This window comes from Burkholderia sp. E168m22 (assembly GCF_001319805.1).
GTDB classification, from domain to species: Bacteria; Pseudomonadota; Gammaproteobacteria; order Burkholderiales; family Burkholderiaceae; genus Burkholderia; species Burkholderia orbicola.
Genome location: NZ_BBSK01000011.1, coordinates 65,973 through 92,589, shown reverse-complemented (window position 1 = coordinate 92,589; position 26,617 = coordinate 65,973). Strand labels below are relative to the sequence as shown.

Genomic DNA, 26,617 nt, shown 5'->3' with positions numbered 1-26,617 from the left:
GCTTCTGCGTGCGGCTGTAGCTCAGTTGGATAGAGTACTTGGCTACGAACCAAGGGGTCGTGGGTTCGAATCCTGCCAGCCGCGCCACTTTTTCGAGGGCCTTCCGAACCGAAGGCCCTTTCAGTTCGAAGCAGTAGAAGTTTGTTGTTGCGTGCGGCTGTAGCTCAGTTGGATAGAGTACTTGGCTACGAACCAAGGGGTCGTGGGTTCGAATCCTGCCAGCCGCGCCACCTTAAAAGGGCTTTCCTTCGGGAAAGCCCTTTTTCTTTTTGCGCCCGCCCTTCTCACTCGCACCATCGCCCGGATGCCTTCGGCAACGTGCCGCCAACGTCGCGCACCCTTTCGTCGGCGTCAATGAAAACGGCGGCCATTGGCCGCCGTCCGTCGAGCATCGAATCCACCCGCCAGGGCACGTGAGCGTCAGTAGTCCTGCCGCTCGCGCTCGATACGCATGCCGCCGTCATGGCGCGCATGCGCACCGTCGTCGGTCGAGCGCTCGCGCATGATCCGCATCACGTCGGGATTGGTTCTCACGCGCCGCATCACGTTCGCGAGATGCACGCGGTCGCTGACCTGGATCACGAAGCGCAGCACCGTCGATTCGTGCGTCAGATCCTCGTCCATCGCGATATGAACGATGTTCGCGTCGGCCGACGTGATGTCCGCCGCGACGCGCGCGAAGATGCCCTTCGTGTTCTTCACCAGCGCCTTCACCGCGACATCGAACAGGCGGCCCGGCTGCGGCGCCCATTCGACGTCGATCCAGCGGCCCGGATCGCGGCGATGGATGCGCTGCGCGACACGGCAGTCCGTCGTATGAATCGCCATGCCCAGACCGATGCCGATGTAGCCCATGATCGCGTCGCCCGGGATCGGCCGGCAGCAGGCGGACAACTGCACGGACATCCCTTCGGTGCCGGTAATCACGACCGGCGGCGCATGATGCGCGGGATGCCGCTCGGACTTCGGCAGATCGTCGTCCGCGTCGCGGCCGCTCATCAGCACCTCGATGCGCTTGGCCATCACCGCGGCGACGCGACGACCGAGGCCGATGTCCGCGAAGATTTCCTGACGGCTCTTGTTGCCCGTCCACTGCACGAGCTTCTCCCACACTTCCGGCTCGACGTCGGCCAGCGCGAGACCATAGCCCTTCAGGCTCTGGTCAACGAGCCGCTCGCCCAGCTGCACGGACTCGTTCAGGCGCATCGTCTTCAGGTAGTGACGGATCGCCGAGCGTGCCTTGCCGGTGCGCACGAAGCCGAGCCATGCAGGGTTCGGCTTCGAATACGGCGCGGTGATCACCTCGACGATGTCGCCGCTCTTCAATTCGGTGCGCAGCGGCAGCAGTTCGTTGTTGATCTTCACGGCCACGCACTGGTTGCCGAGATCGCTGTGGATCGAATACGCGAAATCGAGCGCCGTCGCGCCACGCGGCAGCGCCATGATCTTCGACTTCGGCGTGAACACGTAGACCGCGTCGGGGAACAGGTCGATCTTCACGTGCTCGAGGAATTCGCTCGAATCGCCCGCTTCGCTCTGGATGTCGAGCAGCGACTTCAGCCACTGATGCGCGCGCTTCTGCACGTCGCTGAGGTCCGCGCTGCCGTTCTTGTACAGCCAGTGCGCGGCGACCCCCGCCTCGGCGATCTCGTGCATCTTGCGCGTACGCACCTGGAACTCGATCGGCGCGCCGAACGGGCCGACGAGCGTCGTGTGCAACGACTGATAGCCGTTGATCTTCGGGATCGCGATGTAATCCTTGAACTTGCCGGGCACGGGCTTGTACAGCGCGTGCAGCGCGCCGATGCACGTGTAGCAGTCGAGCGGGCTGTCGACGACGACGCGGAAGCCGTACACGTCGAGCACCTGCGAGAACGACAGCTGCTTGTCGCGCATCTTGCGATAGACGCTGTAGATGGTTTTCTCGCGGCCGGTGATCTCGGCATCGATCTTCGCGTCGGCCATCGCGCGCTGCGCGGCCTCGAGGATCTTGCTGATCACTTCGCGGCGATTGCCGCGCGCGGCCTTCACCGCCTTCTCGAGCGTCGCGTAGCGATGCGGGTTGAAGTTCGCGAAGCTCATGTCCTGCAGCTCGCGATACGTGTTGTTCAACCCGAGCCGGTGCGCGATCGGCGCGTAGATGTCGAGCGTTTCCCGCGCGACGCGGCGGCGTTTTTCCATCGGCACCGCGCCGAGCGTGCGCATGTTGTGCAAGCGATCGGCGAGCTTGACGAGAATGACGCGCACGTCGCGCGCCATCGCGAGCAGCATCTTGCGGAAGTTTTCCGCCTGCGCTTCCTCGCGGCTGCGGAATTCCATCTTGTCGAGCTTCGACAGGCCGTCGACCAGCTCGGCGACCTTCGGGCCGAACCGCTCGGCCAGCTCGTTCTTGGTCACGCCCTGGTCTTCCATCACGTCGTGCAGCAACGCGGCCATCACGGCCTGCGCGTCGAGCTTCCAGCCGGCGCAGATTTCCGCGACGGCGACGGGATGGGTGATGTAGGGCTCGCCGCTCTGGCGATATTGACCGAGGTGGGCTTCGTCGCTGAAGTGGAACGCCGCCTTGACCTCTTTGATTTCGTCCGGAGCGAGATACTCGGCAAGCGCGGCGGTCAGTTTCGCGATCGAAACGACGCCGTGCTTGCGCGGCTGCTCCGGTGTGGCGGTCGGCCCGAACAGATGCCGGAAGGACTGTTCGAGGACCGCGTCGATGTACTGGCGCGCAGGCGACTGGGCCGTGGCTTCGGTGGTCGAATCCGCGGAGGCGGACGATGGGGTGGTGCTCATATTCGCCTCCAGGTCGAGTCGTTGCGCGCGTGGACTACATGGCTGGAACGGGCCGGATGCGCGTTACACCGGCACCTTCTTCAGCATCTCGACGCCGACCTGGCCGGCGGCGATTTCGCGCAGCGCGACGACGGTCGGCTTGTCGCGGCTTTCGATTTTCGGCGTATGGCCTTGCGCGAGCTGCCGCGCGCGATAGGTGGCGGCGAGCGCCAGTTCGAAGCGGTTCGGGATTTGCTTCAGGCAGTCTTCGACGGTAATGCGAGCCATGTTGGTAATTCCTTCTGAATATAGTCCTTATTCTACCTTATGTCCCTCGTGCCCCGCGTCATTCCGCGTGGGGCAGATGGACGCCGAGGTCGATGAACAGCTCCGTGTGTCGCGCGTACTGCGAAGCAAAACGCAGGCGCGTCGCCGCGACGATGCATTCGAGTTCCGCGAGCGCACGCTCGAAATTCTCGTTGATCACCACGTATTCCGCTTCCGACGCGTGCGCGATCTCGCTGCCGGCGGCCAGCAGGCGCCGCGTGATCACGTTCGGTTCGTCCTGGCCGCGCTTCTTCAGGCGCTCTTCGAGCGCATCGAGCGACGGCGGCAGGATGAAGATGCCGACCGCGTTGCGGAACTGCTTCTTCACCTGCAACGCACCCTGCCAGTCGATTTCGAGCAGCACGTCGTGGCCGTTCCTCATCTGCTCTTCGATCCAGACGCGCGACGTGCCGTAGTAGTTGCCGTGCACTTCCGCGCTCTCGAGGAATTCGTGCGCCGCGTGACGTGCGCGGAAATCCTCGACGGTCGTGAAGTGGTAGTGCTGGCCGTCCTGCTCGCCCGGGCGCGGCTTGCGCGTCGTGTACGAGATCGACAGGCAGATGTCGCTGTCCTTCGACAGCAGCGCATTCACGAGCGTCGACTTGCCGGCGCCCGACGGCGCGACGACCATGAACAGGTTACCGGGATAGACGCCGCCATGCAGCGAATGCGACGCGTGGCCGTCGCGGGTGGAATCGGTCATGTTGCTTTTACTCCAGGTTTTGCACTTGCTCGCGCATCTGCTCGATCAGCAGCTTCAGCGCCATCGACGCGTCGGCGAGTTCCTTCGCCGCCGCCTTCGAGCCGAGCGTGTTCGCTTCGCGATTCAGTTCCTGCATCATGAAGTCGAGACGCTTGCCGACGCGGCCGCCCTTCTCGATCACGTGACGCGTTTCATTCAGGTGCGCGGTGAGCCGCGACAGCTCTTCCGCGATGTCGATCCGGATTCCGTACATCGTCACTTCCTGACGGATGCGCTCCGCGGCTTCCTCGCGCGTGACGACCGTCGAGCCGCCTTCGGGCGCCGCGAGGCCGAGCGCTTCCTGCAGCCGCTCGACGATCTTCTGCTGATGCTTCGCGATCAACTCCGGCACGAGCGGTGTGATGCGCGCGACGATCGCCTCCATCTCGGTGACGTTCGACAGCAGCATCGTCGCCAGTTGCGCGCCTTCGCGCGAACGCACGACGACGAGCTCGCCGATCGCTTCCTTGCCGCAGGCGAGCACCGCGTCGCGGATCGCCTCGGCCGACACACCGCTCTCGGCGAGCACGCCGGGCCAGCGCAGAACTTCACCCGCGCGCAGGCGGCCGACGCCCGGGAACGAATCGAGCACCGCGCGTTCCAGCTCGGCAAGCTGGCCGAGCGCCGACTGGTTCAGCGCGCCCGCGCCGATGCTCTGCTCGCCGCGCTGCAGGTTGATCCGCACGTCGACCTTGCCGCGCGACAGCTTGTTCATCAGCATTTCGCGCAGCGCGGGTTCGCACGCACGCACGTCGTCCGGCATCCGGAAATTGAGATCGAGGAAGCGCGAGTTCACGGTGCGCAGTTCGACCGACACGCTGGTGCCGCCGTTGCCGGCAGCCGTCGCGAGTTCGCGCGTCGCGCTCGCGTAGCCCGTCATGCTGTAGATCATGGTTCGTCTCGCCGTCTGGTGCCCTCGCGGGCGGGGAATACATCGAGGCGCCCGGCGCATCGGAAGGCGCGGGGCGGGAAGCGCGCATTATCCCATTTTTGCGGACCACCCCGCCGGGCACGCCCGCCGTTCGGCGCTAAAATCGAGGTTTCCTCTCCTTCCGCGATTTCCCCATGACGTCTTCCGTTTCCCGCCCGAGCGGCCGCCGCGCCGACGAACTGCGCAAGGTCGCCCTCACGCGCCACTACACGAAACACGCCGAAGGCTCCGTGCTGGTCGAATTCGGCGATACCAAGGTGCTCTGCACCGCGAGCGTCGCCGAGCGCGTGCCCGAGTTCCTGCGCGAGCGCGGGCAAGGCTGGCTGACTGCCGAATACGGGATGCTGCCGCGCGCGACCCACACGCGCAGCGACCGTGAGGCCGCACGCGGCAAGCAGACGGGCCGCACGCAGGAAATTCAGCGCCTGATCGGCCGCGCGCTGCGCGCGGTGTTCGATCTCGAGGCGCTCGGTCCGCGCACGATCCATATCGACTGCGACGTGATCCAGGCCGACGGCGGCACACGCACGGCCAGCATCACCGGCGCGTTCGTCGCCGCGCACGACGCCGTGTCGACGCTGATCGCGGCCGGCAAGCTCGCGCGCTCGCCGATCACCGACCACGTCGCCGCGATCTCGGTCGGCGTGTACGAAGGCGCGCCCGTGCTGGACCTCGACTACGCGGAAGATTCGCGCTGCGACACCGACATGAACGTCGTGATGACGGGCGCGGGCGGCTTCGTCGAAGTCCAGGGCACCGCCGAAGGCGTGCCGTTCTCGCGCGCCGAGATGAACGCGCTGCTCGACCTCGCACAGGGCGGAATCGCCGAGCTGGTGCAGTTGCAGAAGGATGTCCTGGGTGCGAGCCATGCCTGACGACCGCACCGTCGCGCCGCTGTCGCGCATCGTTCTCGCGTCGAACAACCCGGGCAAGCTGCGCGAATTCACCGCGCTGTTCTCGACGGTCGGCATCGAGATCGTCCCGCAGGGCGAGCTCGCGGTGCCGGAGGCGGAAGAGCCGTTCGGCACGTTCATCGAGAACGCGCTGACCAAGGCACGCCACGCGTCGCGGCTCACCGGGCTGCCGGCGATCGCCGACGATTCGGGCCTGTGCGTGCGCGTGCTGCGCGGCGCACCGGGCGTCTATTCGGCACGCTACGCGCAGCGCGCGGGCCGCGACAAGGGCGACGCGGCGAACAACGCGTATCTCGTCGAGCAACTGCGCGGCGTCGACGACCGGCGCGCGTATTACTGCTGCGTGCTCGCGCTCGTCCGCCATGCGGACGATCCGGAGCCGCTGTTCGCCGAAGGGCGCTGGGCCGGCGAGATCGTCGATACGCCACGCGGCGAACACGGTTTCGGCTACGACCCGTATTTCTACCTGCCGTCGCTCGGCGCGACGGCGGCCGAACTCGAGCCGGCCGTGAAGAACACGCACAGCCATCGCGCGCTGGCGCTGAAGGCGTTGCTCGCGCGGCTCGCGCGGCTCGCGGAGGAAGCATGAGTTTGCTCGATACCCATTCGCTGCAGGAGGTCGCATGAGCCAGGCCGCGGACACCGGCGCGCGCGTGGTCGCGACCTTCACGTCGCCCGGCCAGGTGCGTCTCACGTCGCTGCCGCCGCTCGCGCTGTACGTGCATTTCCCGTGGTGCGTGCGCAAGTGCCCGTACTGCGATTTCAACTCGCACGAATGGAAAGGCGAACGGTTCCCGGAAGCCGACTATCTCGACGCGTTGCGCGCCGACCTCGAGCAGGCGCTGCCGCTCGTGTGGGGCCGACAGGTGCATACCGTGTTCATCGGCGGCGGCACGCCGAGCCTGCTGTCGGCGGCCGGCCTCGACCGGATGCTGTCCGACGTGCGCGCGCTCTTGCCGCTCGACGCCGATGCCGAGATCACGCTAGAAGCGAATCCGGGCACGTTCGAAGCCGCGAAGTTCGCGCAGTTCCGCGCCAGCGGCGTGAACCGCCTGTCGGTCGGCATCCAGAGCTTCAACGAAGCGCACCTCAAGGCGCTCGGCCGGATTCACGACACCGCGCAGGCGCGCGCGGCCGTCGAGATCGCCGCGAAGAACTTCGACAACTTCAACCTCGACCTGATGTTCGCATTGCCGAACCAGACGCTGGACGAATGCCGCACCGACATCGAGACCGCGCTGTCGTTCGCACCGCCGCACCTGTCGCTGTATCACCTGACGCTCGAGCCGAATACGCTGTTCGCGAAGTTCCCGCCCGTCGTTCCCGACGACGACGCGTCGGCCGACATGCAGGAATGGATCCATGCGCGCACGGCCGAAGCCGGCTACGGGCGCTATGAAGTGTCCGCATACGCAAAGCCGAATCATCAGTGCAAGCACAACCTGAATTACTGGCGCTTCGGCGACTATCTCGGGATCGGCGCGGGCGCCCATACGAAGCTGTCGTTCCCGAACCGGATCCTGCGGCAGGCGCGCTACAAGCATCCGGCGACCTTCATCGAGCAGGCGAAGGCCGGCACGGCCGTGCAGGAAGAGCGTGAAGTCGGCGCGCGCGACCTGCCGTTCGAATTCATGCTGAACACGCTGCGGCTCGTCGAGGGCTTCCCCGTGCACAGCTTCGCGGAACGCACGGGCCTGCCGATGAGCACGATCGAGCCGGCGCTGAAGGAGGCGGAACGGCGCGGGCTGATCACACGCGATTTCACGCAAATCGCGCCGACGCCGCTCGGCCAGCGTTTCCTCAACGACCTGCAGGAATTGTTCCTGCGCGACGACTGAACGCATGAACGACGCGGCATTTCGGTTACAATGCCGCCTCGTGTGGAAGCGTGGCCGAGCGGTTTAAGGCACTGGTCTTGAAAACCAGCGACGGGAAACTGTCCGTGAGTTCGAATCTCACCGCTTCCGCCAGGAAGTTCGCCGAACCCCGTCCATTCGCAGAATGACGGGGTTTTTGTTTGTCCGCTCGCGTGCGCCCCGCACGTTCCGACGCGTCGCGCCGGATGCCGTTACAATCCCGCGCTCCGATTCGCGAAACGGGAAATCCACGTCATGAAGCCCTTCCTCGTCTCGTCGCTCGTCGCCGTGCTGGCCGCCGTCAGCACGCATGCAGCGGCCGACACCGCCTCCGGCAGCGACGCGCCGGCGTCGTGCGCGATCGCGTACGTGACCGGCGTCGGCGGTTCACCGCGCGGCCTCAGCGAATATCTCGCGAGCCCGTCGCCATACAACTACCTGAAGGACAACGAGCTTCAGTGCAAGGTGGGCGACGACGGACGCACGTCGAACTGCACCGGCGTGACCTACCTGCGCAACGAACAGGTCAGCGTGTACGACGATTCCGATCCGGCGACGCTGACCGTCGTCGCGCGCGTGGAACTCGACCATGGCCAGAAGTATCCGGTGATCGTCGTCGTGCAGCGCAAGGACGCGCGCTGCAAGTAACGAAGTCGCGGTGCGACACGCGCCGTCGGTCGAGACGGAACGCGGGTTCACGCCGCGCCTTGCGCGGCACCTGCCCGGTGGGCACGGGCGGCGGCGCTCGGTCATGCAAACCGGACCAGCACGTCAGGCAGCGCACCGGCGCCCGACGCGAAAAATACGATGATCCGCATTTCCGTCGCTCGCTCGTGGAATCGGCGCCGGATCGACACGGTACGCGCGCCCGGACGCCTGCCGCCGCACACAGCCGGACGCCTCCCGGCCCGCCCCGCCATCGCCTAGAATTCGTTCAACACGGCGACACGAACGCCGCCGCGTGTTCGATGTATTCGATGCCGCACGCGCCACCCCTGCGCGCGGCACACGGAGATCGCCATGACCGACCTGTCGACCGCGACGGACCACGTCGATTACGAAGGCTTCGAGATCCATGTCGTGCCGGCCACGCTGCCAGGCAGCGACACGCGCTATACCTACACCGGCTACGTATGCCATCCGGGCGTGAATCCGGCGCTGCCCGGCCATGCGGTGCCGTTTCACGCGGACGGCGAGGAAAGCTTCGCGAGCCTCGACGAGGCGACCCACGAAGCCATCCACATCGGCAAGAGCATCATCGACGGCACGCACCCCGACCTGTCGGTACTGTCGCTCGTCACGCACGGCTTCTGAACCGGCCGACGCACGTCGCCGGCGATTGCCCGGGAGGTGCGGTCGAGGTTGCCGCCTCGGCGGACCGCTGCGCCAGCCGAACGATCGACCGCAGCATGCCGTGGCTTTCAACCTTGCAACACGCGCGTCCGCCGCGGCCGCTGTCACATGTCGCGTCACATCACCACGCACGTTGCACGGTTGCTCGACGCGGCGCCCGGCCGTCATCATCAGCGATCCCGGCGGCCGATCCAGCGCGCTATGCGTTTCTCCCCATATCGTCTCGCGCCGGGGCGCCTATCATTTTTTTATCGTCCCTCCCGGCCATCACCTCATGCGCCCCCTTCTCCGTCCGCGCGTCGCCCGGCTGCGTGTTGCCGCGCTGGCCGCCGTCGCCCTGCTCGCCGCGTGCACGATCACGCCGCCTTCGTCGCTACGCTCGGTCCTGACGATTCCGTCGGTCATACGCAGCGGCAATCTCGACCAGTATCGCGTCGAGGTCGCGCATCGTGTCGCCGAACGCAATCCGTCCGGCATGCTGCACGGCACACCGCAGGCCATGCTCCGTTCGCTCGTCGTCGTCGCCTTCACCGTCGATGGCAGTGGCCGCGTCGTCAACGCATCCGTCTATCGCAGCAACGGCGACAGCGAAGCGGAAGCGCTCGCGCTCGCGTCGCTGCGCCGCTCGGCTCCGCTGCCGGCGCCGCCGTCGCGGCTGCTCGACGGCAACGGCCGGCTCGAACTGATGGAAGGCTGGCTCTTCAACGACGACGGCCACTTCCAGCTGCAAAGCACCGCCTCCGCGCAGGCGCAATCGATCGATTGATGCGCCGCCGCGGCCCGATTGCCGGTGAGCGGCGGCGCTGGCTATAATTTTCCGCACTCGCGTGGCCATCACGCCGCGCATGCGTTCGCACGCCCCACCCGGCAAGCGAGCCGACCACGCCGGCACCGGGCGGCGGCGACCTACCCGTCTCCATCGTCGACCGGCGGGTGACGTCCGCGCGACGGCGCGCGTCCACGCCGCCACCGCGTCATCCGCATCACTCATTTGCCCGGCCGCTCCCGGCAGGCCGTCGCCTGCCCGAGCGTACGCTCGGCCGAGCACCCCAACGACAAAACGGAGACATCCATGTCCGCATCCCCCCCGGCCGTTGCACACGCAACCGGTTCGGCCGGCGCCGTCAGCCACCGGCGCATCGTGTTCGCGAGCTTCATCGGCACCGCGATCGAGTTCTACGATTTCTACGTGTACGCGACGGCCGCCGCGCTCGTCATCGGCCCCGTATTCTTCCCGCACGGCTCAGCAACGGCGCAAGCGCTGTCGGCGTTCGTCACGTTCGGCATCGCCTTCATCGCGCGCCCGATCGGCTCGTTCCTGTTCGGGCACTTCGGCGACCGCATCGGCCGCAAGTCGACGCTCGTCGCCTCGCTGCTCGTGATGGGCGTGTCCACCACCGCGATCGGCTTCGTGCCCGGCTACGACACGATCGGCGCGCTCGCGCCGGTGCTGCTGTGCGTGCTGCGCTTCGGGCAGGGGATCGGCCTCGGCGGCGAATGGGGCGGCGCGGCGCTGCTCGCGACCGAGCATGCGCCGCAGGGCAAGCGCGGCTGGTTCGGGATGTTCCCGCAACTGGGGCCGTCGGTCGGCTTCCTGATGTCGAACGGCCTGTTCTTCGCGCTCGCGCTGTCGCTGTCCGACGACCAGTTCCGCAGCTGGGGCTGGCGCATCCCGTTTCTCGTCAGCGCGGTACTCGTCGCGCTCGGCCTGTACGTGCGGCTCAAGATCACCGAAACGCCCGCGTTCCAGGCGGCCCTCGACCGCAACGAGCGCGTGCGCGTGCCGGTCGCGACACTCGTCACGCAGCACTGGCGGCCGACGCTGCTCGGCGCGCTCGCGATGGTCGTCTGCTACACGCTGTTCTACATCTCGACGGTGTTCTCGCTGTCGTATGGCGTGTCGGCGCTGCATATTCCGCGCCAGAGCTTCCTCGGCCTGCTGTGTTTCGCGGTCGTCTTCATGGGGCTCGCGACGCCGCTGTCCGCATGGGCGTCGGACCGCTTCGGGCGCAAGCCGGTGCTGGTCGTCGGCGCGATCGCCGCGCTGTTGTCGGGGTTCGCGATGGAACCGCTGCTCGGCAGCGGATCGATGCCGCTCGTCGCGCTGTTCCTGACGATCGAGCTGTTCCTGATGGGGGTGACGTTCGCCCCGATGGGCGCGCTGCTGCCGGAATTGTTCCCGACCAACGTCCGCTATACGGGCGCGGGCGTCGCGTACAACCTCGGCGGGATTCTCGGTGCGTCGATCGCACCGTATATCGCGCAACTGCTGGCCGCGCGCGGCGGACTGTCGTGGGTCGGCGGCTATGTATCGGTGGCGGCGGCGATCAGCCTGATCGGTGTCCTGCTGATGCGCGAAACGCGCGACGCGTCGCTCGTCTGACCCTCCGGGGCGACCCGGGTTGCAGGGCGGCGGGCGATGCCTATACTCGATCCTGGGCGTGTCGTCGCGCGCCCGGTCCCGCCCCGACAAGGAGCCGCCGCGATGAATATCCGCCTCGCCAATGCCGACCTCGTCCTGATCCTCGCGCTCGCACTGGGCGGCGCGCTACTGCTCGCGCTGCGGTTCCGGCCGAAGACCTGGCGCGGCCTCGTGTTCGAGGCGCTGCTGGCGAACCTGGCGGCCATCGCCGCCGTCGTCACGGTCGAGGCGTTGCTCGCGTGATCGCGGCCGCCGCGCCGCGTCAGGCGGTCAGCCGCGCGCGCAACGCGCCATAGGCGGGGCAGACCGCATCGATCGCGCCCAGCGCCTCGTCGACGGTCGGCATCGCGCCCGGCTCGCCGATCGACAGCGCATGCGGCGCGCCGCCGATGCCGCAATGGTGGCGCGACGTCGCGACGAAAATCATCACGGTCGGCCGCTGCAGTGCGTGCGCCATGTGCACGAACCCGGTATCGACGCCCACCACGAGCGCGGCCCGGCCAAGCGCCGCACCGAGTTCACGCACCGTCATCGCCGGTAACACGATCGCCCCCGGCGCACGCGCGGCGATATCCCGCGCGTCGTCATGCTCGGCCGCCGATCCCCACGGCAGCAGCACGCGCACGCCGCGCGCCATCATCTCCGTGGCAAGCGCGGCCCAGTGCTCGGCCGGCCATTTCTTGTCGGGATTGGACGTCGCGTGGAACAGCAGCATGAACGGCCCGCCGTCGGTCACGGCGGCCGGCAGGTTCGCATCCTGCGGCGCGACGATGCCGTGCATGGCGGGCCCTTCCGGCACGTAGCCGAGCGCTTCGCCGGCACTCACGCGCATTCCGTGCCATGCGTCGCAGTCCGGCCGCGGGCCGAAACGGTGCGAATACGCGAAGCGCGCGCCCGTTTCGCCGAGATCCTGCGTCTGGTAGCCGAAGCGACGCGCGCCACGCGCCAGCGACGAAATGATCGCGCTCTTGTACACGCCGTGCAGATCGATGACCGCGTCGTAGCGGTGCGCACGCAACGCGCCGATCGAGGCCGAGATCGCCTTCAGGTCGCCGGCATTGCGCAGTTTCTTGAAGCGGCGCAGCGGCGCGCCCAGGACGGCGCTCACACCCGGATGCCAGCGTACGACCTCCGCGCACGATTCGTCGACGGCCCAGTCGACCGTCACGCCGGGGAACGCGCGATGCAGGTCGGCGACGACGGGCAGCGTCTGGACGACGTCGCCGAGCGACGTCACTTTCACGATGAGGATACGTTTCACGATTCGCGGGGATTCCTGACGGGCCATCTTGGCATGCTAACGACGGTTGCTATGTACAGACATTACGCCAACATTACATTTGCAACAAATTGCATCTCTTTGTGGATTTTTGTCGCTCACTAAGAACGTTTGACGCCCCCGCTGGCATCCCGTTCTTTTTATAATCCACTCTTTGCCCTCCGGCCCGAGCCAATGCCGCGCCCTGCCCTTCCCGCGCTGTTTCCCGCCCTCACCCGCCGCTCGCTGCGAATCTGGCGCCAATACGGAGTTTTCTGGCTCGGTGCGATCGTCGTCGGCCTCGCGGCCGTCCTGTACGCCCGGTTGATCGACTGGGGTTACGAGACTTTCCGCGCGATGCGCGATCACGCCGTCTGGCTGCCACTGCTGCTGACCCCGGCGATCGCCGCGTTGTCGGCATGGACGACACGTCGCTTTTTCCGCGGCGCCGAGGGCAGCGGCATCCCGCAGGTGATCGCGACGCTGCATGCCAGCCCGAGCGCATTCGGCGCCCGGCTGCTGACGCTGCGCATTCTGTTCGGCAAGGTGCTGATCTCGTTCCTCGGCATCCTCGGCGGCTTCACGATCGGCCGCGAAGGGCCGACCGTGCAGGTCGGTGCGGCGCTGATGTTCAACCTGCGACGCTTCTACCCGCGTTCGAACGCGCAGATCGAACGCCAGCTCGTGCTGGCCGGCGCCGCGGCCGGGCTGTCGGCCGCATTCAACACACCGCTCGCGGGCATCGTGTTCGCGATCGAGGAACTGACCCGCAGCTTCTCCGCGCGTGCCAGCGGCGTGCTGATCACCGCGATCATCCTTGCCGGCGTCGTCGCGCTCGGGCTGAACGGCAACTACACGTATTTCGGCACGATCAACGCCGGGCTCCATTTCCCGAAGCTGCTGGCGGTCGCGGTGCTGGTCACCGCGATCGTGACGGGCATCGCGGGCGGCCTGTTCTGCTGGTTGCTGCTGAATACGGGGCGCTGGCTGCCCGCGCAACTGCTGGGCCTGTATCGCGAGCGGCCGGTCGCGTTCGCCGCGCTGTGCGGCTTCACGATCGCCGTCGTCGGGCTCGTGTCCGGCGGCACGACGTTCGGCAGCGGCTATGCGGAGGCGCGCGGCCTGCTCGACGGCAGTCAGCAGTTGTCGGTGTTCTATCCGCTCCTGAAGATGGTATCGATGGTCGCGTCGTACCTGCCGGGCATCCCGGGCGGGATCTTCGCGCCGTCGCTGTCGATCGGCGCCGGCTTCGGCAACGTGCTGCATGCCGTGTTCAGCGACATGAGCCTCCCGATGCTGATCGCGCTCGCGATGGTCGGCTATCTGGCCGCCGTCACGCAGGCGCCGATCACGTCGTTCGTGATCGTGATGGAAATGATCAACGGTCATGCGCTCGTGATTTCGCTGATGGCGACCGCGCTGGTATCGAGCCGGGTATCGCGCTTTTTCGCGCCGCCGCTCTACGAAACGCTCGCGCAGCGCTATCTCGCGCCGCCCGTCGCGGCCGCCGCGCCGGCCGCGGCAACCGCAGCGGCCGCGGCGGACAACATGACCGGCGTGACCGAACCCCAGGATGCAACCGCGGCCCCCGCCGATCCGCTCGACACGCTGCGCGACGAAAGCGGTAACGAGCCGGCCGCTGCGGCGGCGGCCGACAGCGCCGCGGACACGGCGACGACGCACGATGCCGGGCCGGCCGCGACCGACGCAAACGGCCCGGCGCAACAGCACGGCCCGCGCGACGCTCAGTAGATCACGACGGGCGCCGGCCGGTAGTAGACCGGCCGCGCCGGCACGACGATGCATCCGGCCAGCGTGATCGCGACGAGCGCGATGGCGATTGCGGTTCTTTTCATCGCGCGTCTGCCTCAAGCCCAGTGGCCGCGCGTCCAGAACCAGTTCGGACCGCGCTGGTCCCACTGCCCCGGCACCCATTGCATGCCGACGCGCTCGGTTTCCCAGTGGCCGCCGATCCATACGTAGCGGCCATGGTCCCAGTGCCAGTGCCCGCGCTCCCATACGTAGCCCACGCGCGTGGCCGGCACGACTTCATAGCGTACCGGCGGCGGCGCATTCGGCGCGACGACGACGATTTCCTCGGTGCGCACGGCGACCGGCTCCGCGATGACCATGCGCCCCTGCGGCGCGATCACGGGCGTGCCGACGAGAATCTCGTCCGCATGCGCGGCGAACGGTGCGACGACGGCCGACAGGCCCGCGGCCAACAGCGCGAGCGAAACGATGCGACGTGAAACGGGAGAGACAGCCATCACAACCTCCTGGTTGAACAAATGACGCGAGCGTATTCGTTCAATGCGGGAGAGTCGATTGCGGCCGACAGGCGCCGTGTTACGGCGTGCCCGAAAGTGCAACAGGGCGTAAGACGCGCACGGCGGCGGGTGCCGCCGTGCGGAGGGACACGCGCCAAGCGTCAGGCTTGCGGAATCTCGATCTTCACTTCGAGGACTTCGAGATCGTCCTGGCGCTCGAGGCTCACGCGGATGTCATCGTCCGAAATATGAACGTACTTCGAGATGACCGCGACGAGCTCTTTCTGCAGCGCCGGCAGGTAATCGGCCGGCGGCCGGCCGCCGACCCGCTCGTGCGCGATGATGAGCTGCAGGCGCTCCTTCGCGACCGATGCGGACTTCTTCTTCTCGCCGAGGAGAAACGAAAGGATGGACATGGGCGGCCTCCGTTACTTGCTGCCGAAGAGGCGCTGCAGCAGGCCCGGCTTCTGGTAATCGGTGAAGCGCAGCGGCTTGTCCTCGCCGAGGAAACGGGCGACGACGTCCTTGTACGCTTCCGCGACGTCCGTGCCGTCGATATGCACGGCCGGCAAACCCTGGTTCGACGCGTGCAGCACGGCTTCCGATTCGGGCACCACGCCGATCAGCTTGATGCGCAGGATCTCGCTGATGTCCTCGAGCGACAGCATCTCGCCTTCGCTCACGCGCTTCGGGCTGTAACGCGTGATCAGCAGGTGTTCCTTGATCGGCTCCTTGCCTTCGGTCGCGCGCTTCGTCTTCGACGACAGGATGCCGAGAATGCGGTCCGAGTCGCGCACCGACGATACTTCCGGGTTCGTGACGATCAGCGCTTCATCCGCGAAGTACATCGCGTGCAGCGCGCCGGCTTCGATACCGGCCGGCGAATCGCAGACGATGTATTCGAAGTCCATCGCGACGAGATCGTTCAGCACCTTCTCGACGCCGTCGCGCGTCAGCGCATCCTTGTCGCGCGTCTGCGACGCCGGCAGGATGAACAGGTTCTCGCACTTCTTGTCCTTGATCAGCGCCTGGTTCAGGTTCGCTTCGCCCTGGATCACGTTCACGAGGTCATACACGACGCGACGCTCGCAGCCCATGATGAGATCGAGGTTGCGCAGGCCGACGTCGAAGTCGATCACGGCCGTCTTGTGGCCGCGCAGCGCGAGACCCGACGCGAAGCTCGCGCTCGTCGTCGTCTTGCCCACGCCGCCCTTGCCCGAGGTCACCACGATGATTTTTGCCATTTACCCAATACCCTGTGTTCGTCAATGAGAGCCGATCGATCCGGAGTGCACCGCGTGAATTACGTCAGGCGCAGCGGTTCGATCATCAGTTTTTCCTCTTCGAGCCGGATCTGTACCGATTTGCCCAGTACGTCGGCGGGCAGCGGGTTCTCGGTCGTTCGATAGATACCCGCGATCGAAATCAGTTCCGGTTCGAGACACGTGCAGAAAATGCGCGCGTCGTGATTGCCGTGCACGCCCGCGAGGGCGCGGCCGCGCAGCGGCGCGTAGATGTGGATATTGCCTTCCGCGATGATTTCCGCGCCGTGACTGACCGGCGCGAGCACCACGAGGTCTCCTTTCGCGTAAATCTGCTGCCCCGAACGCAATGGCCGGTCGATCACCAGCGTCTGGCCGCCGGCCTGCACGAGCGTCGGCGCGGGCTCCGACGGCTGTTCGGGCGCCGCTGCGGCTGCCGGAGCGGCGGCGGTCTCGACGGCTGGCACGGCCGCCGGTTCCGCTTCGTCGGCAGGTTTCGCGGCCGGCGCGCGGCGATCGCGCGCCTCCAGCAACGGCAGGCCGGCTTCCCCCGCCCAGCCCTGCGTTGCCAGCGCGACGACGCCCACCGGACGCATCCGCACGTCGTTCAGCATCTGGCGGATGTCCGCGAGCGCGACGCGTTCGCCGTCAGCCAGGCGGCGGACGTCGATCGCGACGACATCGTCGGCGAAAAACTCGGGAGTCGCTTCGAAGCGCTTGACCAGTTCGGCACGCAACGCATCGAGATCGGTCGTCTTCACGGTGAACAGCAACGTATCGACCGATCCGCTGCGCAGCTCGAAGAATGGCGATTTTTTAAGCGACATGGACACTCTGCAAAAATTTTTTGCGTATTTTACAGGCGTCCACGCGTGCGGCCATTATTTTTGGGACTCGGGGTTGCTGCGGCCCGGGCGGACGCGCAACCGGCAGGCGGGCGGGCCGGCGGGCGATCGGGCTTTCATCGCGCCGCGCGGGGCTGGGGATGTCGAGGCCGCGTCAGTGCTTCACCTGCGACACGAACAGCGATTTCATCGCGCCGGGCATCCGCGCGATCGGCGCATGTTCGCCGGTGTTGCCGAAACCCGCGCGCTCGTAGAAGCGGACCGCGTTGCGGTTCGCGTCGGCGATCCACGCGTAAACGTCGGTGGCGCCGCGCTCGGCGAGCCATGCGGTAGCCGTCTCCAGCAGCAGCACGCCACCGCGCAGATGACGCACCGCATGCGCGACCCACAGTTCGCTGACGAACGCGCGCCGATCGGGCGTGTTGTCGAAATACGCGCCGATCATGCCGGCCGGATGGCCTTCGGTGTACAGCAGGAAAGTCGTCGACTCGTCGGACACGGCGCGCTGCGCGGCGATCGCCGACGCTGCGTCCGCTTCGACGGTCAGCAATTCGGCCTCCGGCGCTTCGCCGGGCGCGTAGGGCTCACGCAGCGATGCAGCGCGGAGTTCGCGATACACGCCGCCCTGATCGGCAGCGATACGACGAACGGTCAAGGTCGAACTCATGCAGGCACAGCCCCCTTCGGACAGCAAGCTATTAGCTTCAACCGAAAGCGGGGCATGAGTCAAATCGTAATTTTCAAACGCTGGCGCGGATCGAAAGGCGGCGGATGTCATCAGCGGCGACACACGTCGATCAGTGTGCAGTTGCAGCATCGGTGTGCGGACGCTGGCTGCCGGAGGGTGAACATGCGGCCGTCATCGGACGGATCGTCTCGTTCTCCTTGCGATGCGCGGCCATCAGGTTTTGAGCCGCATAACATTGCGTCGCTGCGACCGTAATGCTCCGTAATATAAGCCAACAAAAAACACGCCGCGCCCATACTTCACCGGCCGCTTTATTGCGATGCAACATTTGTTGCAGCCCCTTCACACCGGCGTGGGTCGCCGCACGTCGAGCCATTCGTCCGACAAACGACGCACCCGCCTGCGCGCCAATCCGCGTCGGCCGCATGTTTCAATCAGCGCGCGTCGGTCCGCAGCGGCCCGCATTGCGCGCGGCCCGTCGTTTGGAGCGCCAAGCCTAGCGCCGGAGTTTGGCAAGCGCGCGCACCGGTCGTATAACAGGCAGAACCGGACGACGATCCGGTGCCACCGCGCGCGTCGCGGACCACGAGGATTCGAACAAACTTGCATGCGGCCGCCCGCGGGCCGGCCGACTGGAGGGAGACAATGGCAATGACCAATGCACCGGCTTCGGGCTGGTCGGATGGCAAGCGTTATCTGTGGCTGCTCGGCGCGCTGACGATCACGCTGCCGATCCTCGCCGCACAGCTCGCGCTGTCGACGGGCCTTCACGTGTTCTGGTGGTTCGGCCCGCTGTTCGCGTTCGGCGTGATCCCGATCCTCGACACGCTGATCGGCGACGATCGCGACAATCCGCCCGAAGCCGTCGTGCCGCACCTCGAACGCGAACGCTATTACCGGTACATCGTTTATCTCGCGACTTTCGTCGAATACGTCGCGTTCTTCATGTGCGTGTGGATCGTCGGCACGCATGCGCTCGCGTGGTACGACTACGTCGGCTTCGCGCTGTCGCTCGGCGCCGCGACGGGCATCTCGATCAATACCGCGCACGAGCTCGGGCACAAGACCGACCGCTTCGAACGCTGGCTCGCGAAGATCACGCTGGCGCCGGTCGCGTACGGCCACTTCTACGTCGAGCACAATCGCGGCCATCACGTGCGCGTCGCGACCGCCGAGGACCCGGCAAGCGCGCGCTACGGCGAATCGTTCTGGGCGTTCCTGCCACGCACGGTGATCGGCAGCATCCGCTCCGCGTGGCGGCTCGAAAAGGCCCGCCTCGAGCGGCTCGGGCATTCGCCGTGGACCTGGCGCAACGAAGTGCTGCATGCGTGGGCGATGACTGCCGTCGTATGGGGCCTCGCGATCGCGCTGGCCGGCAAGGTCGTGATCCCGTTCCTCGTGATCCAGGCCGTCTACGGCGCGTCGCTGCTCGAGGTGGTGAACTACGTCGAGCACTACGGGCTCGGCCGTCGCAAGCTGCCGAGCGGCCGCTACGAACGCTGCACGCCGCAGCATTCGTGGAACAGCAATCACGTCGTCACGAACCTGTTCCTGTACCAGTTGCAGCGACACGCCGACCATCACGCGAATCCGACACGCTCTTACCAGGCGCTGCGCCACTTCGACGATGCGCCGCAATTGCCGGCCGGCTACGCAACGATGATCCTGTTCGCGTACGTGCCGCCGCTCTGGTATCGCGTGATGAATCCACGCGTCGTCGCGCACTATCGCGGCGACATGGCGCAGTCGAACATCAAGCCGTCGATCCGCGACAAGGTGCTGGCGCAATATCCAGCTGCGGCGTGATGGTTCGGTGAGGGCTGCGTAGAAGCTGGTGGACGCCGCTTGAAACGGTCGACGCACCGGCTTCCGGTTTGGCACGCGTGCGCGGTGCGGCAGCCATGCGACAACTGTCAGGAGTTCCGCCGGCCAGTTCGTCACGGGACGATGGTGTTCATCATGTAGCCACGCTGCATCGAAGATGCAACACGATCTGTGCGACACGATCCGTGCGCGTCGGCGACCCAAAACGAAAAACCCCTTGATCCTTCCGGATCAAGGGGCTTCGTATTTTGGCGGAGAGGGTGGGATTCGAACCCACGGTACGGGGAAACCGTACGCCTGATTTCGAGTCAGGTACATTCGACCACTCTGCCACCTCTCCTTCCTTACTGCATTTCGCGGCTGGTCGTTTCCGCGAGAAAAAGATTATAAGACGATCGCTTCGCGGCTGACAAGCCCTTTCTGCAAATTTTTTTGCGAGGGCTTCGGCAGGCTCGCGTTAGGACGCCTGTGCCGGCGCGTCGATCCGCTCCATGCCGCCCATGTACGGACGCAGCACTTCCGGCACCGTGACCGAGCCGTCCGCGTTCTGGTAGTTCTCCAGCACCGCGACGAGCGTGCGGCCGACCGCGAGACCCGAACCGTTCAGCGTATGCACGAGCTCCGGCTTGCCCTGCGCGTTGCGGAAGCGCGCCTGCATCCGGCGCGCCTGGAACGCCTCGGTGTTCGAGCAGCTCGAGATCTCGCGATAGGTGTTCTGCGCGGGCAGCCACACCTCGAGGTCGAACGTCTTCGCGGCCGAAAAGCCCATGTCGCCCGTGCACAGCGTGATCACGCGGTACGGCAGGCCGAGCTTCTGCAGGATCGCTTCCGCGTGGCCGACCATCTCGTCGAGTGCCGCGTACGACGTTTCCGGCGCGACGACCTGCACCATCTCGACCTTGTCGAACTGGTGCTGACGGATCATCCCGCGCGTGTCGCGGCCGTACGAACCGGCTTCCGAGCGGAAGCACGGGGAATGCGCGGTGAGCTTGATCGGCAGCGCGGCGCCGTCGACGATCGACTCGCGCACGGTGTTCGTCAGCGAAATCTCGGACGTGGAGATCAGGTATTGCGTGACCGTGTTTTCCGCGCCGCCCTTCTCGACGCGGAACATGTCGTCCGCGAACTTCGGCAACTGGCCCGTGCCGTACAGGATCTCCGGGTTCACGATGTACGGCGTGTACGTTTCGGTATAGCCGTGCTGCTGCGTGTGCGTGTCGATCATGAACTGCGCGAGGGCGCGGTGCAGGCGTGCGATCGGGCCGCGCAGCATCGTGAAGCGCGCGCCGGCGAGCTTCGCGCCCGTCTCGAAATCGAGGCCGAGCGGCGTACCGACGTCGACGTGATCCTTCACCTCGAAGTCGAACTGGCGCGGCGTGCCCCAGCGGCGCGCCTCGACGTTGTCGGCTTCGTCCTTGCCGACCGGCACGCTCTCGTGCGCGACGTTCGGCATGCCCAGCATCAGGTCGGACAGGCGCGCCTGGATCTCGCCGAGCTTGGCTTCCGACGCCTTCATGTCGTCGCCGATCCCGCCGACCTCGGCCATCACGGCCGACGTGTCCTCGCCCTTGCCCTTCATCGCGCCGATCTGCTTCGACAGGCTGTTGCGGCGCGCCTGGAGCTCTTCGGTGTGGGTCTGGATCGCGCGGCGTTCCGCTTCGAGTGCGGAGAACGCGGCGACGTCGAGGGTGTAGCCGCGATCGGCGAGGCGCTTGGCGACGCCGTCGAGGTCTTTGCGCAGCAACTGGATGTCGAGCATGGGAGGACTTGGAAAATCGTTGTGTAAGACGGGAATTCTAACGCACCGCGCGCCCGCCACGGCACCGGCCGGATGGACAACGCCGCAAATGGGCGACCATGGCAGTATCGCATTGCCGGTACGCCGCATCGGCGGTCGGCGAATTGCCGCGCGCCTCGCCATGACGGATCACGACACGACCGCGCCGGCTGGCGGCAACCGAATCAGGCGGAGCGCCAGTTCCGCGTCACGGCACACCTGGGAATCCGATGACCATCGAACTCGACAAGGATGTACGCGACCGCGCGATCGCGTCGCTGCAACGCTATTTCACGGAAAACATGGACGAGCCGATCGGCAACATCCAGGCCGGCGCACTGCTGCATTTCTTCATTCAGGAAGTCGCGCCGGCGATCTACAACCTCGCGGTCGCCGACGCGCAGGAACGCCTGCATGCGCGGGTGGCCGAACTCGACATCGAATGCCACGAAGAGCCGTTCGAATACTGGAAGAAACAGCAACCGGCCCGCAAGCGCTGACGCCTGAGCGGCGACGCAAGTCGAACCGGCCCGCGCGGCGCCGTCAGTCCTTCTTGCCGGCCTCGCGATCGAGCTCGCGCAGCCAGGCAAGCTTCTCGGCGATCTTCGATTCGAGCCCGCGCGGCACCGGCTGGTACCAGCGCGGCTCGCGCATCCCGTCCGGCAGGTACGTCTCGCCGGCCGCGTACGCATTCGGCTCGTCGTGCGCGTAACGATAGGCATGACCGTAGCCGAGCTCCTTCATCAGCTTGGTCGGCGCGTTGCGCAGATGCACGGGCACCTCGCGCGACTTGTCCTGCTTCACGAACGCCATCGCCTGGTTGAACGCGTTGTAGCCGGCGTTGCTCTTCGCCGCGCATGCGAGATAGATCACGGCCTGTCCGAGCGCGAGTTCGCCTTCCGGCGAGCCGAGCCGCTCGTAGGTTTCGGCCGCGTCGTTGGCCACCTGCAACGCGCGCGGGTCGGCCAGACCGATGTCTTCCCACGCCATCCGCACGATGCGCCGCGCGAGATACTTCGGGTCGGCGCCGCCGTCGATCATCCGGCAGAACCAGTACAGCGCGCCGTCCGGGCTCGAGCCGCGCACCGACTTGTGCAGCGCCGAAATCTGGTCGTAGAAGTTGTCGCCGCCCTTGTCGAAGCGCCGCGCGTTCAGCGTCATCGCATTGCTGACGAAATCGGCATCGATGGTCGCGACGCCGGCCGACGTCGCCGCCGTCTGCGCCTGTTCGAGCAGGTTCAGGAAGCGGCGCGCGTCGCCGTCCGCGTAGCCGACGAGCGTATCGATCGCCTTGTCGTCGAACGCGAGGCCGTCGAGCGCGATTTCCTGCGCGCGCTTCAGCAACTGGCGCATCTCGTCGTCGTTCAGCGACTTCAGCACGTACACCTGCGCCCGCGACAGCAATGCCGAATTGACCTCGAAACTCGGGTTTTCGGTCGTCGCGCCGATGAAGGTCACGAGGCCCGATTCGACGAACGGCAGCAGCGCATCCTGCTGCCCCTTGTTGAAGCGGTGGATCTCGTCGACGAACAGGATCGTGTGGCGACCGGTGCGGTTCAGCGTGTCCTTCGCCTGCTCCATCGACTCGCGGATGTCCTTCACGCCGCCGAGCACCGCGGACAGCGCGATGAACTCGCAATCGAACGCGAGCGCGGTGAGCCGCGCGAGCGTCGTCTTGCCGACGCCGGGCGGCCCCCACAGGATCATTGAATGCGGCTTGCCCGATTCGAACGCGAGCCGCAGCGGCTTGCCTTCGCCCAGCAAATGCGTCTGGCCGATCACCTCGGCGAGCGTTTTCGGCCGCAGCGCCTCGGCGAGCGGGCGGCGCGGCTCGACTTGAAACAGGTCGGACATGAACCCTCGCTCCACATCAAACGGTCGCGGCCGAACCGGCCGCCGGACCCGACATTATGACAGCCGCGCGAGCGCGCCGCCGGGCTCGGGGGTGCAGTGCTCACGCCCAATACCCGTGTCCGGCGCCCGCGCCGGCACCCGCGTCTGGTACCCGTGTCTGGCACCCGCTCTCAAAACAACACGGGCCTGCCGTCGCCGGCAGGCCCGTGTCGGGAAAACGTGCAACGGAGATCAGCCGTTGATCACGTCCGCGCCCTTCGGCACGACGAACTTGAACGTATCGCCCTTCAGCGGCGGGTTCGTCTGGATGTTCGTGAAGGTCAGCAGCGTGACGTTGCCGAACACGTCGTGCAGCTCCATCGCGGCGAGCGTGCCGTTGCGGAAGCCGATGCCGATCCGCTGGAACTGCGTGTCCTGCGCCTTCGGCAGCATCTCGAGCCAGTCGATGCCGCCCTTCTCGCCCGCATCGCGCAACGTGTAGTTCTTGTCGAGATCGTTGCTGCCGAACAGGATCGCGGCCGGGCTCGCGCCCAGTGCGCCGTTCAGCTTGCGCTCGGTGACCTGGTTCAGGTCGCGGTCGTACACGTAGAGCTTGTCGCCGTCGGCCTGCAGCACCTGCTGGTAAGGCTTCTGGTACGTCCAGATGAACTTGCCGGGCCGCGCGAACACGAACGTGCCGCTCGAATTGTCGGTGGGCTTCGGCGCGGCCTGCGCGGCGCTCGCGCCCTTGGCCGGCGCCTTGACGATCTGCTGCGTGAAATCGCCCTTCGCCGAACGCACTTGCGACACGAAGGCCTTCAGTTGCTCGGTGCCGCCCGCGAACGCGTGCGTCGCCGCGAGCATCAGCGACGCGCCGGCGAGCGCCGCGCCGAGCCAGCGCCGCGTCGAACGAAGGGATGGGACGAACGAAAGTTGCTGCATATTGCGGTTTTCTCCCTGGGTGGCCGGCGCTGCGGGCGCCGCGGACTCATTCCGCGTCGCGCGCCGGCACAAGAATTTCGCGGTTGCCGCTCGACGACATCGCCGACACGAGCCCCGACTGCTCCATCTGCTCGAGCAGCCGCGCCGCACGGTTATAGCCGATCCGCAGATGGCGCTGCACGAGCGAGATCGACGCGCGGCGGTTCTTGATGACGATCTCGACCGCCTGGTCGTACAGCGGATCAGACTCGCCGCCGCCTTCGCCGGTTCCCGCGCCGGCCGAGCCCTCGTCGCCGTCGGCGGTGCCGCCTTCGAGCAGGCCCTCGACGTAGTTCGGCTCGCCCTGCTCCTTGAGCTTCTCGACGACGCGATGCACCTCGTCGTCGGCGACGAACGCGCCGTGCACGCGCACCGGCAGCCCCGAGCCCGGCGGCAGGTAGAGCATGTCGCCCATCCCGAGCAGCGATTCGGCGCCCATCTGGTCGAGAATCGTGCGCGAGTCGATCTTCGACGACACCTGGAACGCGATCCGCGTCGGCACGTTCGCCTTGATCAGGCCGGTGATCACGTCGACCGACGGGCGCTGCGTCGCGAGAATCAGGTGGATGCCGGCCGCGCGCGCCTTCTGCGCGATCCGCGCGATCAGCTCCTCGACCTTCTTGCCGACGACCATCATCAGGTCGGCCAGCTCGTCGATCACGACGACGATGTTCGGCAGGCGGCCGAGCGGCTCCGGATCGTCCGGCGTCAGGCTGAACGGGTTCGGGATCTTCTCCTCGCGCTTCGCCGCCTCGTCGATCTTGTTGTTGTAGCCCGCGAGGTTGCGCACGCCGAGCTTGCTCATCAGCTTGTAGCGGCGCTCCATCTCCGCGACCGTCCAGTTCAGCGCATGACCGGCCTGGCGCATGTCGGTGACGACCGGGCACAGCAGGTGCGGAATGCCTTCGTAGACGCTCATTTCGAGCATCTTCGGATCGATCAGGATCAGGCGCACCTGCTCGGCGGTGGCCTTGTACAGCAGCGACAGGATCATCGCGTTGATCCCGACCGACTTGCCCGAGCCGGTCGTACCGGCCACCAGCAGGTGCGGCATCTTCGCGAGATCCGCGCACACCGGCTTGCCGCCGATGTCCTTGCCGAGGCTCAGCGTCAGTGCCGACGATGCGGCCGCATACACCTCGGAGCCGATGATCTCGGACAGGTGCACCGTCTGGCGGCGCTGGTTCGGCAGCTCGAGCGCCATGTAGTTCTTGCCGGGGATCGTCTCGACCACGCGGATCGACACGAGCGACAGCGAGCGCGCGAGATCCTTCGCGAGATTGACGATCTGGCTGCCCTTCACGCCGGTGGCCGGCTCGATCTCGTAGCGCGTGACGACCGGGCCCGGATACGCGGCGACGACGCTCGCCTCGACGCCGAAGTCCTTCAGCTTCTTCTCGATCAGGCGCGACGTGAATTCGAGCGTATCGGCGGAAATCGCTTCCTGCGTCTTCGGCGCGGGGTCGAGCAGCGACACCGGCGGCAGCGTCGAATCGCCCGGCAGGTCGGTGAAGAGCGGCACCTGGCGCTCGCGCTCGACGCGCTCGGACTTCGCCGGTGTGACGACCGGCGGCACGATCGTCACCGGCTCGTGATCCTCGATGCGCACGCGCTCCTCTTCGACCTTGCCTTCGCGGCGCACCGCCGCGGCCTCGCCGAGCTTGCGGTCGCGCTCGGCCTCGCGGCGCAGCTTCGCGACGTTGACGGCGGACAGGATCGCGCCGCCGACGCGCTCGGCGACCGACAGCCACGAGAAGCGGAAATACAGCGACAGGCCTATCGCGAGCGCGATCAGCAGCAGCAGCGTGCCGCCCGTGAAGCCGAACGCATGCGACATCGCGCCCGCGACGGCCTCGCCGACGACGCCGCCCGGCGCACGCGGCAACTGCACCTTCAGCGACCACATGCGCAGCGCCTCGATGCCGTCACAGGCGAGCACGACCAGCACGAACGCAAAGATTTCGGTGAGCCAGCCGATCGGCCGCTCCGGTTCGTCGGGAATCGCCTCGTGGCGCGTGATGCGGCGGTAATTGACGGCGATGCGCCGCCCGAGCGGCACGATCAGCCAGTAGGCCGACAGGCCGAACAGCAGCAGGATGATGTCGGCCGTCCACGCGCCCACGCGGCCGGCCCAGTTCGAGATGTGATCGACCTGGGCGGCGTGCGTCCAGCTCGGATCGCGCCGGCTGTAGCTCAGCAGGGCCATCACCAGAAAGGCGCAGAGCGCGACCTGGAGAATCCAGCGGATCTCCGTGAGGAGCTTCGACATCCGGTGCGGCAACGCCTGTGCCGGGGCGGAATAAGGAGCTTTTGCCATGAATCCGTATAAAGAGGACGGGCCGTGCGCCCGCCTGTCGTTCGATCGCGCTTATTGTAAACGCTGCACCGCGCCGCCAAGTGTAAATGACGGTTACATAACGGGGACGGGGCGCCGAACTGGCGCCGCCGGCCACCACAAGCCGGCCGGATAGCCTATACCCGCGGCAACGCGCGTCGTCACCCGGCAGCCTGCCGCCCGGCGCGCTGGCCCGTACGGACGGCACGCCCCGAGACGCTATCGGCGCGATT

At 66.6% G+C, this 26,617-nt stretch carries 25 protein-coding genes and 4 tRNA genes; 14 read left to right on the top strand and 15 right to left on the bottom strand.

All coding sequences use genetic code 11. The features are described 5' to 3' along the window. Positions 1–10 precede the first annotated feature (10 nt). Positions 11–87 (top strand) — tRNA-Arg (locus tag AP428_RS02295). Between the two features lie 66 nt (positions 88–153). After that, positions 154–230, top strand: a tRNA-Arg gene (locus AP428_RS02290). Positions 231–420: 190 nt separating this feature from the next. Here AP428_RS02290 and AP428_RS02285 read toward each other — a convergent pair. The 4 genes from AP428_RS02285 to AP428_RS02270 all read right to left on the bottom strand — a co-directional run bounded on the left by AP428_RS02285 (position 421) and on the right by AP428_RS02270 (position 4,727). Then, the gene (locus AP428_RS02285) at positions 421–2,787 is read right to left on the bottom strand and encodes a bifunctional (p)ppGpp synthetase/guanosine-3',5'-bis(diphosphate) 3'-pyrophosphohydrolase (protein WP_006476619.1); all 2,367 of its coding nucleotides are present in this window, start codon (positions 2,785–2,787) and stop codon (positions 421–423) included. 63 nt (positions 2,788–2,850) lie between these two features. Then, positions 2,851–3,054 carry a DNA-directed RNA polymerase subunit omega gene (gene rpoZ / locus AP428_RS02280; RefSeq protein ID WP_006025620.1) on the bottom strand — a complete coding sequence of 68 codons (204 nt, stop codon included), beginning with the start codon at positions 3,052–3,054 and terminating at the stop codon, positions 2,851–2,853. 58 nt (positions 3,055–3,112) lie between these two features. After that, positions 3,113–3,796 carry a guanylate kinase gene (gene gmk, locus AP428_RS02275; RefSeq protein ID WP_011544849.1) on the bottom strand — a complete coding sequence of 228 codons (684 nt, stop codon included), beginning with the start codon at positions 3,794–3,796 and terminating at the stop codon, positions 3,113–3,115. A gap of 7 nt (positions 3,797–3,803) precedes the next feature. Next, the gene (locus tag AP428_RS02270; RefSeq protein ID WP_012328100.1) at positions 3,804–4,727 is read right to left on the bottom strand and encodes a YicC/YloC family endoribonuclease; all 924 of its coding nucleotides are present in this window, start codon (positions 4,725–4,727) and stop codon (positions 3,804–3,806) included. A gap of 173 nt (positions 4,728–4,900) precedes the next feature. On the opposite strand from AP428_RS02270, the gene rph reads away from it, so the two are divergent. From rph to AP428_RS02225, 9 genes are all read left to right on the top strand, one after another. Next, entirely contained in the window at positions 4,901–5,641 is a 741-nt protein-coding gene (gene rph, locus AP428_RS02265) for a ribonuclease PH (RefSeq protein WP_006476623.1), read from the top strand. Continuing rightward, positions 5,634–6,269 (top strand): RdgB/HAM1 family non-canonical purine NTP pyrophosphatase, encoded by a 636-nt coding sequence (gene rdgB, locus AP428_RS02260; RefSeq protein WP_054927497.1) that lies wholly within the window; start codon positions 5,634–5,636, stop codon positions 6,267–6,269. The genes rph and rdgB overlap by 8 nt, the downstream gene beginning before the upstream one ends. A 34-nt stretch (positions 6,270–6,303) precedes the next feature. Beyond that, positions 6,304–7,518, top strand: coding sequence for a radical SAM family heme chaperone HemW (gene hemW, locus AP428_RS02255; RefSeq protein WP_011544847.1), 1,215 nt, complete (start codon positions 6,304–6,306; stop codon positions 7,516–7,518). A gap of 44 nt (positions 7,519–7,562) precedes the next feature. After that, a tRNA-Ser gene (locus AP428_RS02250) sits at positions 7,563–7,650 on the top strand. Positions 7,651–7,791: 141 nt separating this feature from the next. Beyond that, positions 7,792–8,184 carry a hypothetical protein gene (locus AP428_RS02245; RefSeq protein ID WP_054927496.1) on the top strand — a complete coding sequence of 131 codons (393 nt, stop codon included), beginning with the start codon at positions 7,792–7,794 and terminating at the stop codon, positions 8,182–8,184. 372 nt (positions 8,185–8,556) lie between these two features. Continuing rightward, complete coding sequence (locus AP428_RS02240; protein WP_006476627.1) at positions 8,557–8,850, top strand: hypothetical protein; 294 nt, start codon at positions 8,557–8,559, stop codon at positions 8,848–8,850. A gap of 313 nt (positions 8,851–9,163) precedes the next feature. Next, complete coding sequence (locus tag AP428_RS02235) at positions 9,164–9,655, top strand: energy transducer TonB (RefSeq protein WP_023475197.1); 492 nt, start codon at positions 9,164–9,166, stop codon at positions 9,653–9,655. 306 nt (positions 9,656–9,961) lie between these two features. Then, positions 9,962–11,272 (top strand): MFS transporter, encoded by a 1,311-nt coding sequence (locus AP428_RS02230; protein WP_054927495.1) that lies wholly within the window; start codon positions 9,962–9,964, stop codon positions 11,270–11,272. Between the two features lie 102 nt (positions 11,273–11,374). Further along, positions 11,375–11,554, top strand: coding sequence for a hypothetical protein (locus AP428_RS02225; protein ID WP_006486620.1), 180 nt, complete (start codon positions 11,375–11,377; stop codon positions 11,552–11,554). 19 nt (positions 11,555–11,573) lie between these two features. On the opposite strand, the gene waaC is transcribed toward AP428_RS02225, so the two are convergent. Then, positions 11,574–12,572 carry a lipopolysaccharide heptosyltransferase I gene (gene waaC, locus AP428_RS02220; protein ID WP_054927494.1) on the bottom strand — a complete coding sequence of 333 codons (999 nt, stop codon included), beginning with the start codon at positions 12,570–12,572 and terminating at the stop codon, positions 11,574–11,576. Between the two features lie 192 nt (positions 12,573–12,764). Between waaC and AP428_RS02215 the strand changes: the two genes are divergently transcribed. Continuing rightward, positions 12,765–14,321, top strand: coding sequence for a chloride channel protein (locus AP428_RS02215; protein WP_054927493.1), 1,557 nt, complete (start codon positions 12,765–12,767; stop codon positions 14,319–14,321). Positions 14,322–14,437: 116 nt separating this feature from the next. Here the strand turns inward: AP428_RS02215 and AP428_RS02210 are convergent, their stop codons facing one another. From AP428_RS02210 to AP428_RS02190, 5 genes are all read right to left on the bottom strand, one after another. Then, positions 14,438–14,839 (bottom strand): YXWGXW repeat-containing protein, encoded by a 402-nt coding sequence (locus AP428_RS02210; RefSeq protein ID WP_054927492.1) that lies wholly within the window; start codon positions 14,837–14,839, stop codon positions 14,438–14,440. A gap of 161 nt (positions 14,840–15,000) precedes the next feature. Then, positions 15,001–15,255 carry a cell division topological specificity factor MinE gene (minE, locus tag AP428_RS02205; RefSeq protein WP_006476634.1) on the bottom strand — a complete coding sequence of 85 codons (255 nt, stop codon included), beginning with the start codon at positions 15,253–15,255 and terminating at the stop codon, positions 15,001–15,003. A 12-nt stretch (positions 15,256–15,267) separates the two neighbouring features. Beyond that, the gene (gene minD / locus AP428_RS02200) at positions 15,268–16,083 is read right to left on the bottom strand and encodes a septum site-determining protein MinD (protein ID WP_006476635.1); all 816 of its coding nucleotides are present in this window, start codon (positions 16,081–16,083) and stop codon (positions 15,268–15,270) included. A 59-nt stretch (positions 16,084–16,142) separates the two neighbouring features. Next, complete coding sequence (gene minC, locus AP428_RS02195; protein ID WP_011544839.1) at positions 16,143–16,928, bottom strand: septum site-determining protein MinC; 786 nt, start codon at positions 16,926–16,928, stop codon at positions 16,143–16,145. Positions 16,929–17,100: 172 nt separating this feature from the next. Beyond that, positions 17,101–17,724: a GNAT family N-acetyltransferase gene (locus AP428_RS02190; protein WP_227745866.1), complete on the bottom strand. Its 624-nt coding sequence runs from the start codon at positions 17,722–17,724 to the stop codon at positions 17,101–17,103. A gap of 555 nt (positions 17,725–18,279) precedes the next feature. Between AP428_RS02190 and AP428_RS02185 the strand changes: the two genes are divergently transcribed. Next, positions 18,280–19,440 carry an alkane 1-monooxygenase gene (locus tag AP428_RS02185; RefSeq protein WP_054927491.1) on the top strand — a complete coding sequence of 387 codons (1,161 nt, stop codon included), beginning with the start codon at positions 18,280–18,282 and terminating at the stop codon, positions 19,438–19,440. Positions 19,441–19,707: 267 nt separating this feature from the next. Here the strand turns inward: AP428_RS02185 and AP428_RS02180 are convergent. Then, a tRNA-Ser gene (locus AP428_RS02180) sits at positions 19,708–19,798 on the bottom strand. A gap of 117 nt (positions 19,799–19,915) precedes the next feature. Then, a complete protein-coding gene (gene serS, locus AP428_RS02175) occupies positions 19,916–21,217 on the bottom strand; it encodes a serine--tRNA ligase (protein ID WP_012328090.1) in 1,302 nt (433 codons plus the stop codon). Positions 21,218–21,465: 248 nt separating this feature from the next. On the opposite strand from serS, the gene AP428_RS02170 reads away from it, so the two are divergent. Continuing rightward, positions 21,466–21,735 carry a DUF2164 domain-containing protein gene (locus AP428_RS02170; RefSeq protein ID WP_006476640.1) on the top strand — a complete coding sequence of 90 codons (270 nt, stop codon included), beginning with the start codon at positions 21,466–21,468 and terminating at the stop codon, positions 21,733–21,735. Between the two features lie 43 nt (positions 21,736–21,778). Here the strand turns inward: AP428_RS02170 and AP428_RS02165 are convergent, their stop codons facing one another. From AP428_RS02165 to AP428_RS02155, 3 genes are all read right to left on the bottom strand, one after another. Next, a complete protein-coding gene (locus tag AP428_RS02165) occupies positions 21,779–23,089 on the bottom strand; it encodes a replication-associated recombination protein A (RefSeq protein ID WP_012328088.1) in 1,311 nt (436 codons plus the stop codon). 231 nt (positions 23,090–23,320) lie between these two features. After that, entirely contained in the window at positions 23,321–24,010 is a 690-nt protein-coding gene (lolA, locus tag AP428_RS02160; protein WP_023475207.1) for an outer membrane lipoprotein chaperone LolA, read from the bottom strand. A gap of 46 nt (positions 24,011–24,056) precedes the next feature. After that, positions 24,057–26,366: a DNA translocase FtsK gene (locus AP428_RS02155; RefSeq protein ID WP_012328086.1), complete on the bottom strand. Its 2,310-nt coding sequence runs from the start codon at positions 26,364–26,366 to the stop codon at positions 24,057–24,059. Positions 26,367–26,617: the final 251 nt, after the last annotated feature.

Coding starts and splice junctions, on each gene's coding strand:
- AP428_RS02155 (WP_012328086.1), bottom strand. CDS start 26,366: ATGGCAAAAGCTCCTTATTCCGCCCCGGCACAGGCGTTGCCGCACCGG.
- AP428_RS02230 (WP_054927495.1), top strand. CDS start 9,962: ATGTCCGCATCCCCCCCGGCCGTTGCACACGCAACCGGTTCGGCCGGC.
- rdgB (WP_054927497.1), top strand. CDS start 5,634: ATGCCTGACGACCGCACCGTCGCGCCGCTGTCGCGCATCGTTCTCGCG.
- AP428_RS02170 (WP_006476640.1), top strand. CDS start 21,466: ATGACCATCGAACTCGACAAGGATGTACGCGACCGCGCGATCGCGTCG.
- AP428_RS02165 (WP_012328088.1), bottom strand. CDS start 23,089: ATGTCCGACCTGTTTCAAGTCGAGCCGCGCCGCCCGCTCGCCGAGGCG.
- AP428_RS02225 (WP_006486620.1), top strand. CDS start 11,375: ATGAATATCCGCCTCGCCAATGCCGACCTCGTCCTGATCCTCGCGCTC.
- AP428_RS02270 (WP_012328100.1), bottom strand. CDS start 4,727: ATGATCTACAGCATGACGGGCTACGCGAGCGCGACGCGCGAACTCGCG.
- minD (WP_006476635.1), bottom strand. CDS start 16,083: ATGGCAAAAATCATCGTGGTGACCTCGGGCAAGGGCGGCGTGGGCAAG.
- hemW (WP_011544847.1), top strand. CDS start 6,304: ATGAGCCAGGCCGCGGACACCGGCGCGCGCGTGGTCGCGACCTTCACG.
- AP428_RS02185 (WP_054927491.1), top strand. CDS start 18,280: ATGGCAATGACCAATGCACCGGCTTCGGGCTGGTCGGATGGCAAGCGT.
- gmk (WP_011544849.1), bottom strand. CDS start 3,796: ATGACCGATTCCACCCGCGACGGCCACGCGTCGCATTCGCTGCATGGC.
- minE (WP_006476634.1), bottom strand. CDS start 15,255: ATGTCCATCCTTTCGTTTCTCCTCGGCGAGAAGAAGAAGTCCGCATCG.
- AP428_RS02215 (WP_054927493.1), top strand. CDS start 12,765: ATGCCGCGCCCTGCCCTTCCCGCGCTGTTTCCCGCCCTCACCCGCCGC.
- AP428_RS02245 (WP_054927496.1), top strand. CDS start 7,792: ATGAAGCCCTTCCTCGTCTCGTCGCTCGTCGCCGTGCTGGCCGCCGTC.
- AP428_RS02210 (WP_054927492.1), bottom strand. CDS start 14,839: ATGGCTGTCTCTCCCGTTTCACGTCGCATCGTTTCGCTCGCGCTGTTG.
- rph (WP_006476623.1), top strand. CDS start 4,901: ATGACGTCTTCCGTTTCCCGCCCGAGCGGCCGCCGCGCCGACGAACTG.
- serS (WP_012328090.1), bottom strand. CDS start 21,217: ATGCTCGACATCCAGTTGCTGCGCAAAGACCTCGACGGCGTCGCCAAG.
- lolA (WP_023475207.1), bottom strand. CDS start 24,010: ATGCAGCAACTTTCGTTCGTCCCATCCCTTCGTTCGACGCGGCGCTGG.
- AP428_RS02285 (WP_006476619.1), bottom strand. CDS start 2,787: ATGAGCACCACCCCATCGTCCGCCTCCGCGGATTCGACCACCGAAGCC.
- minC (WP_011544839.1), bottom strand. CDS start 16,928: ATGTCGCTTAAAAAATCGCCATTCTTCGAGCTGCGCAGCGGATCGGTC.
- AP428_RS02235 (WP_023475197.1), top strand. CDS start 9,164: ATGCGCCCCCTTCTCCGTCCGCGCGTCGCCCGGCTGCGTGTTGCCGCG.
- AP428_RS02240 (WP_006476627.1), top strand. CDS start 8,557: ATGACCGACCTGTCGACCGCGACGGACCACGTCGATTACGAAGGCTTC.
- rpoZ (WP_006025620.1), bottom strand. CDS start 3,054: ATGGCTCGCATTACCGTCGAAGACTGCCTGAAGCAAATCCCGAACCGC.
- AP428_RS02190 (WP_227745866.1), bottom strand. CDS start 17,724: ATGACATCCGCCGCCTTTCGATCCGCGCCAGCGTTTGAAAATTACGAT.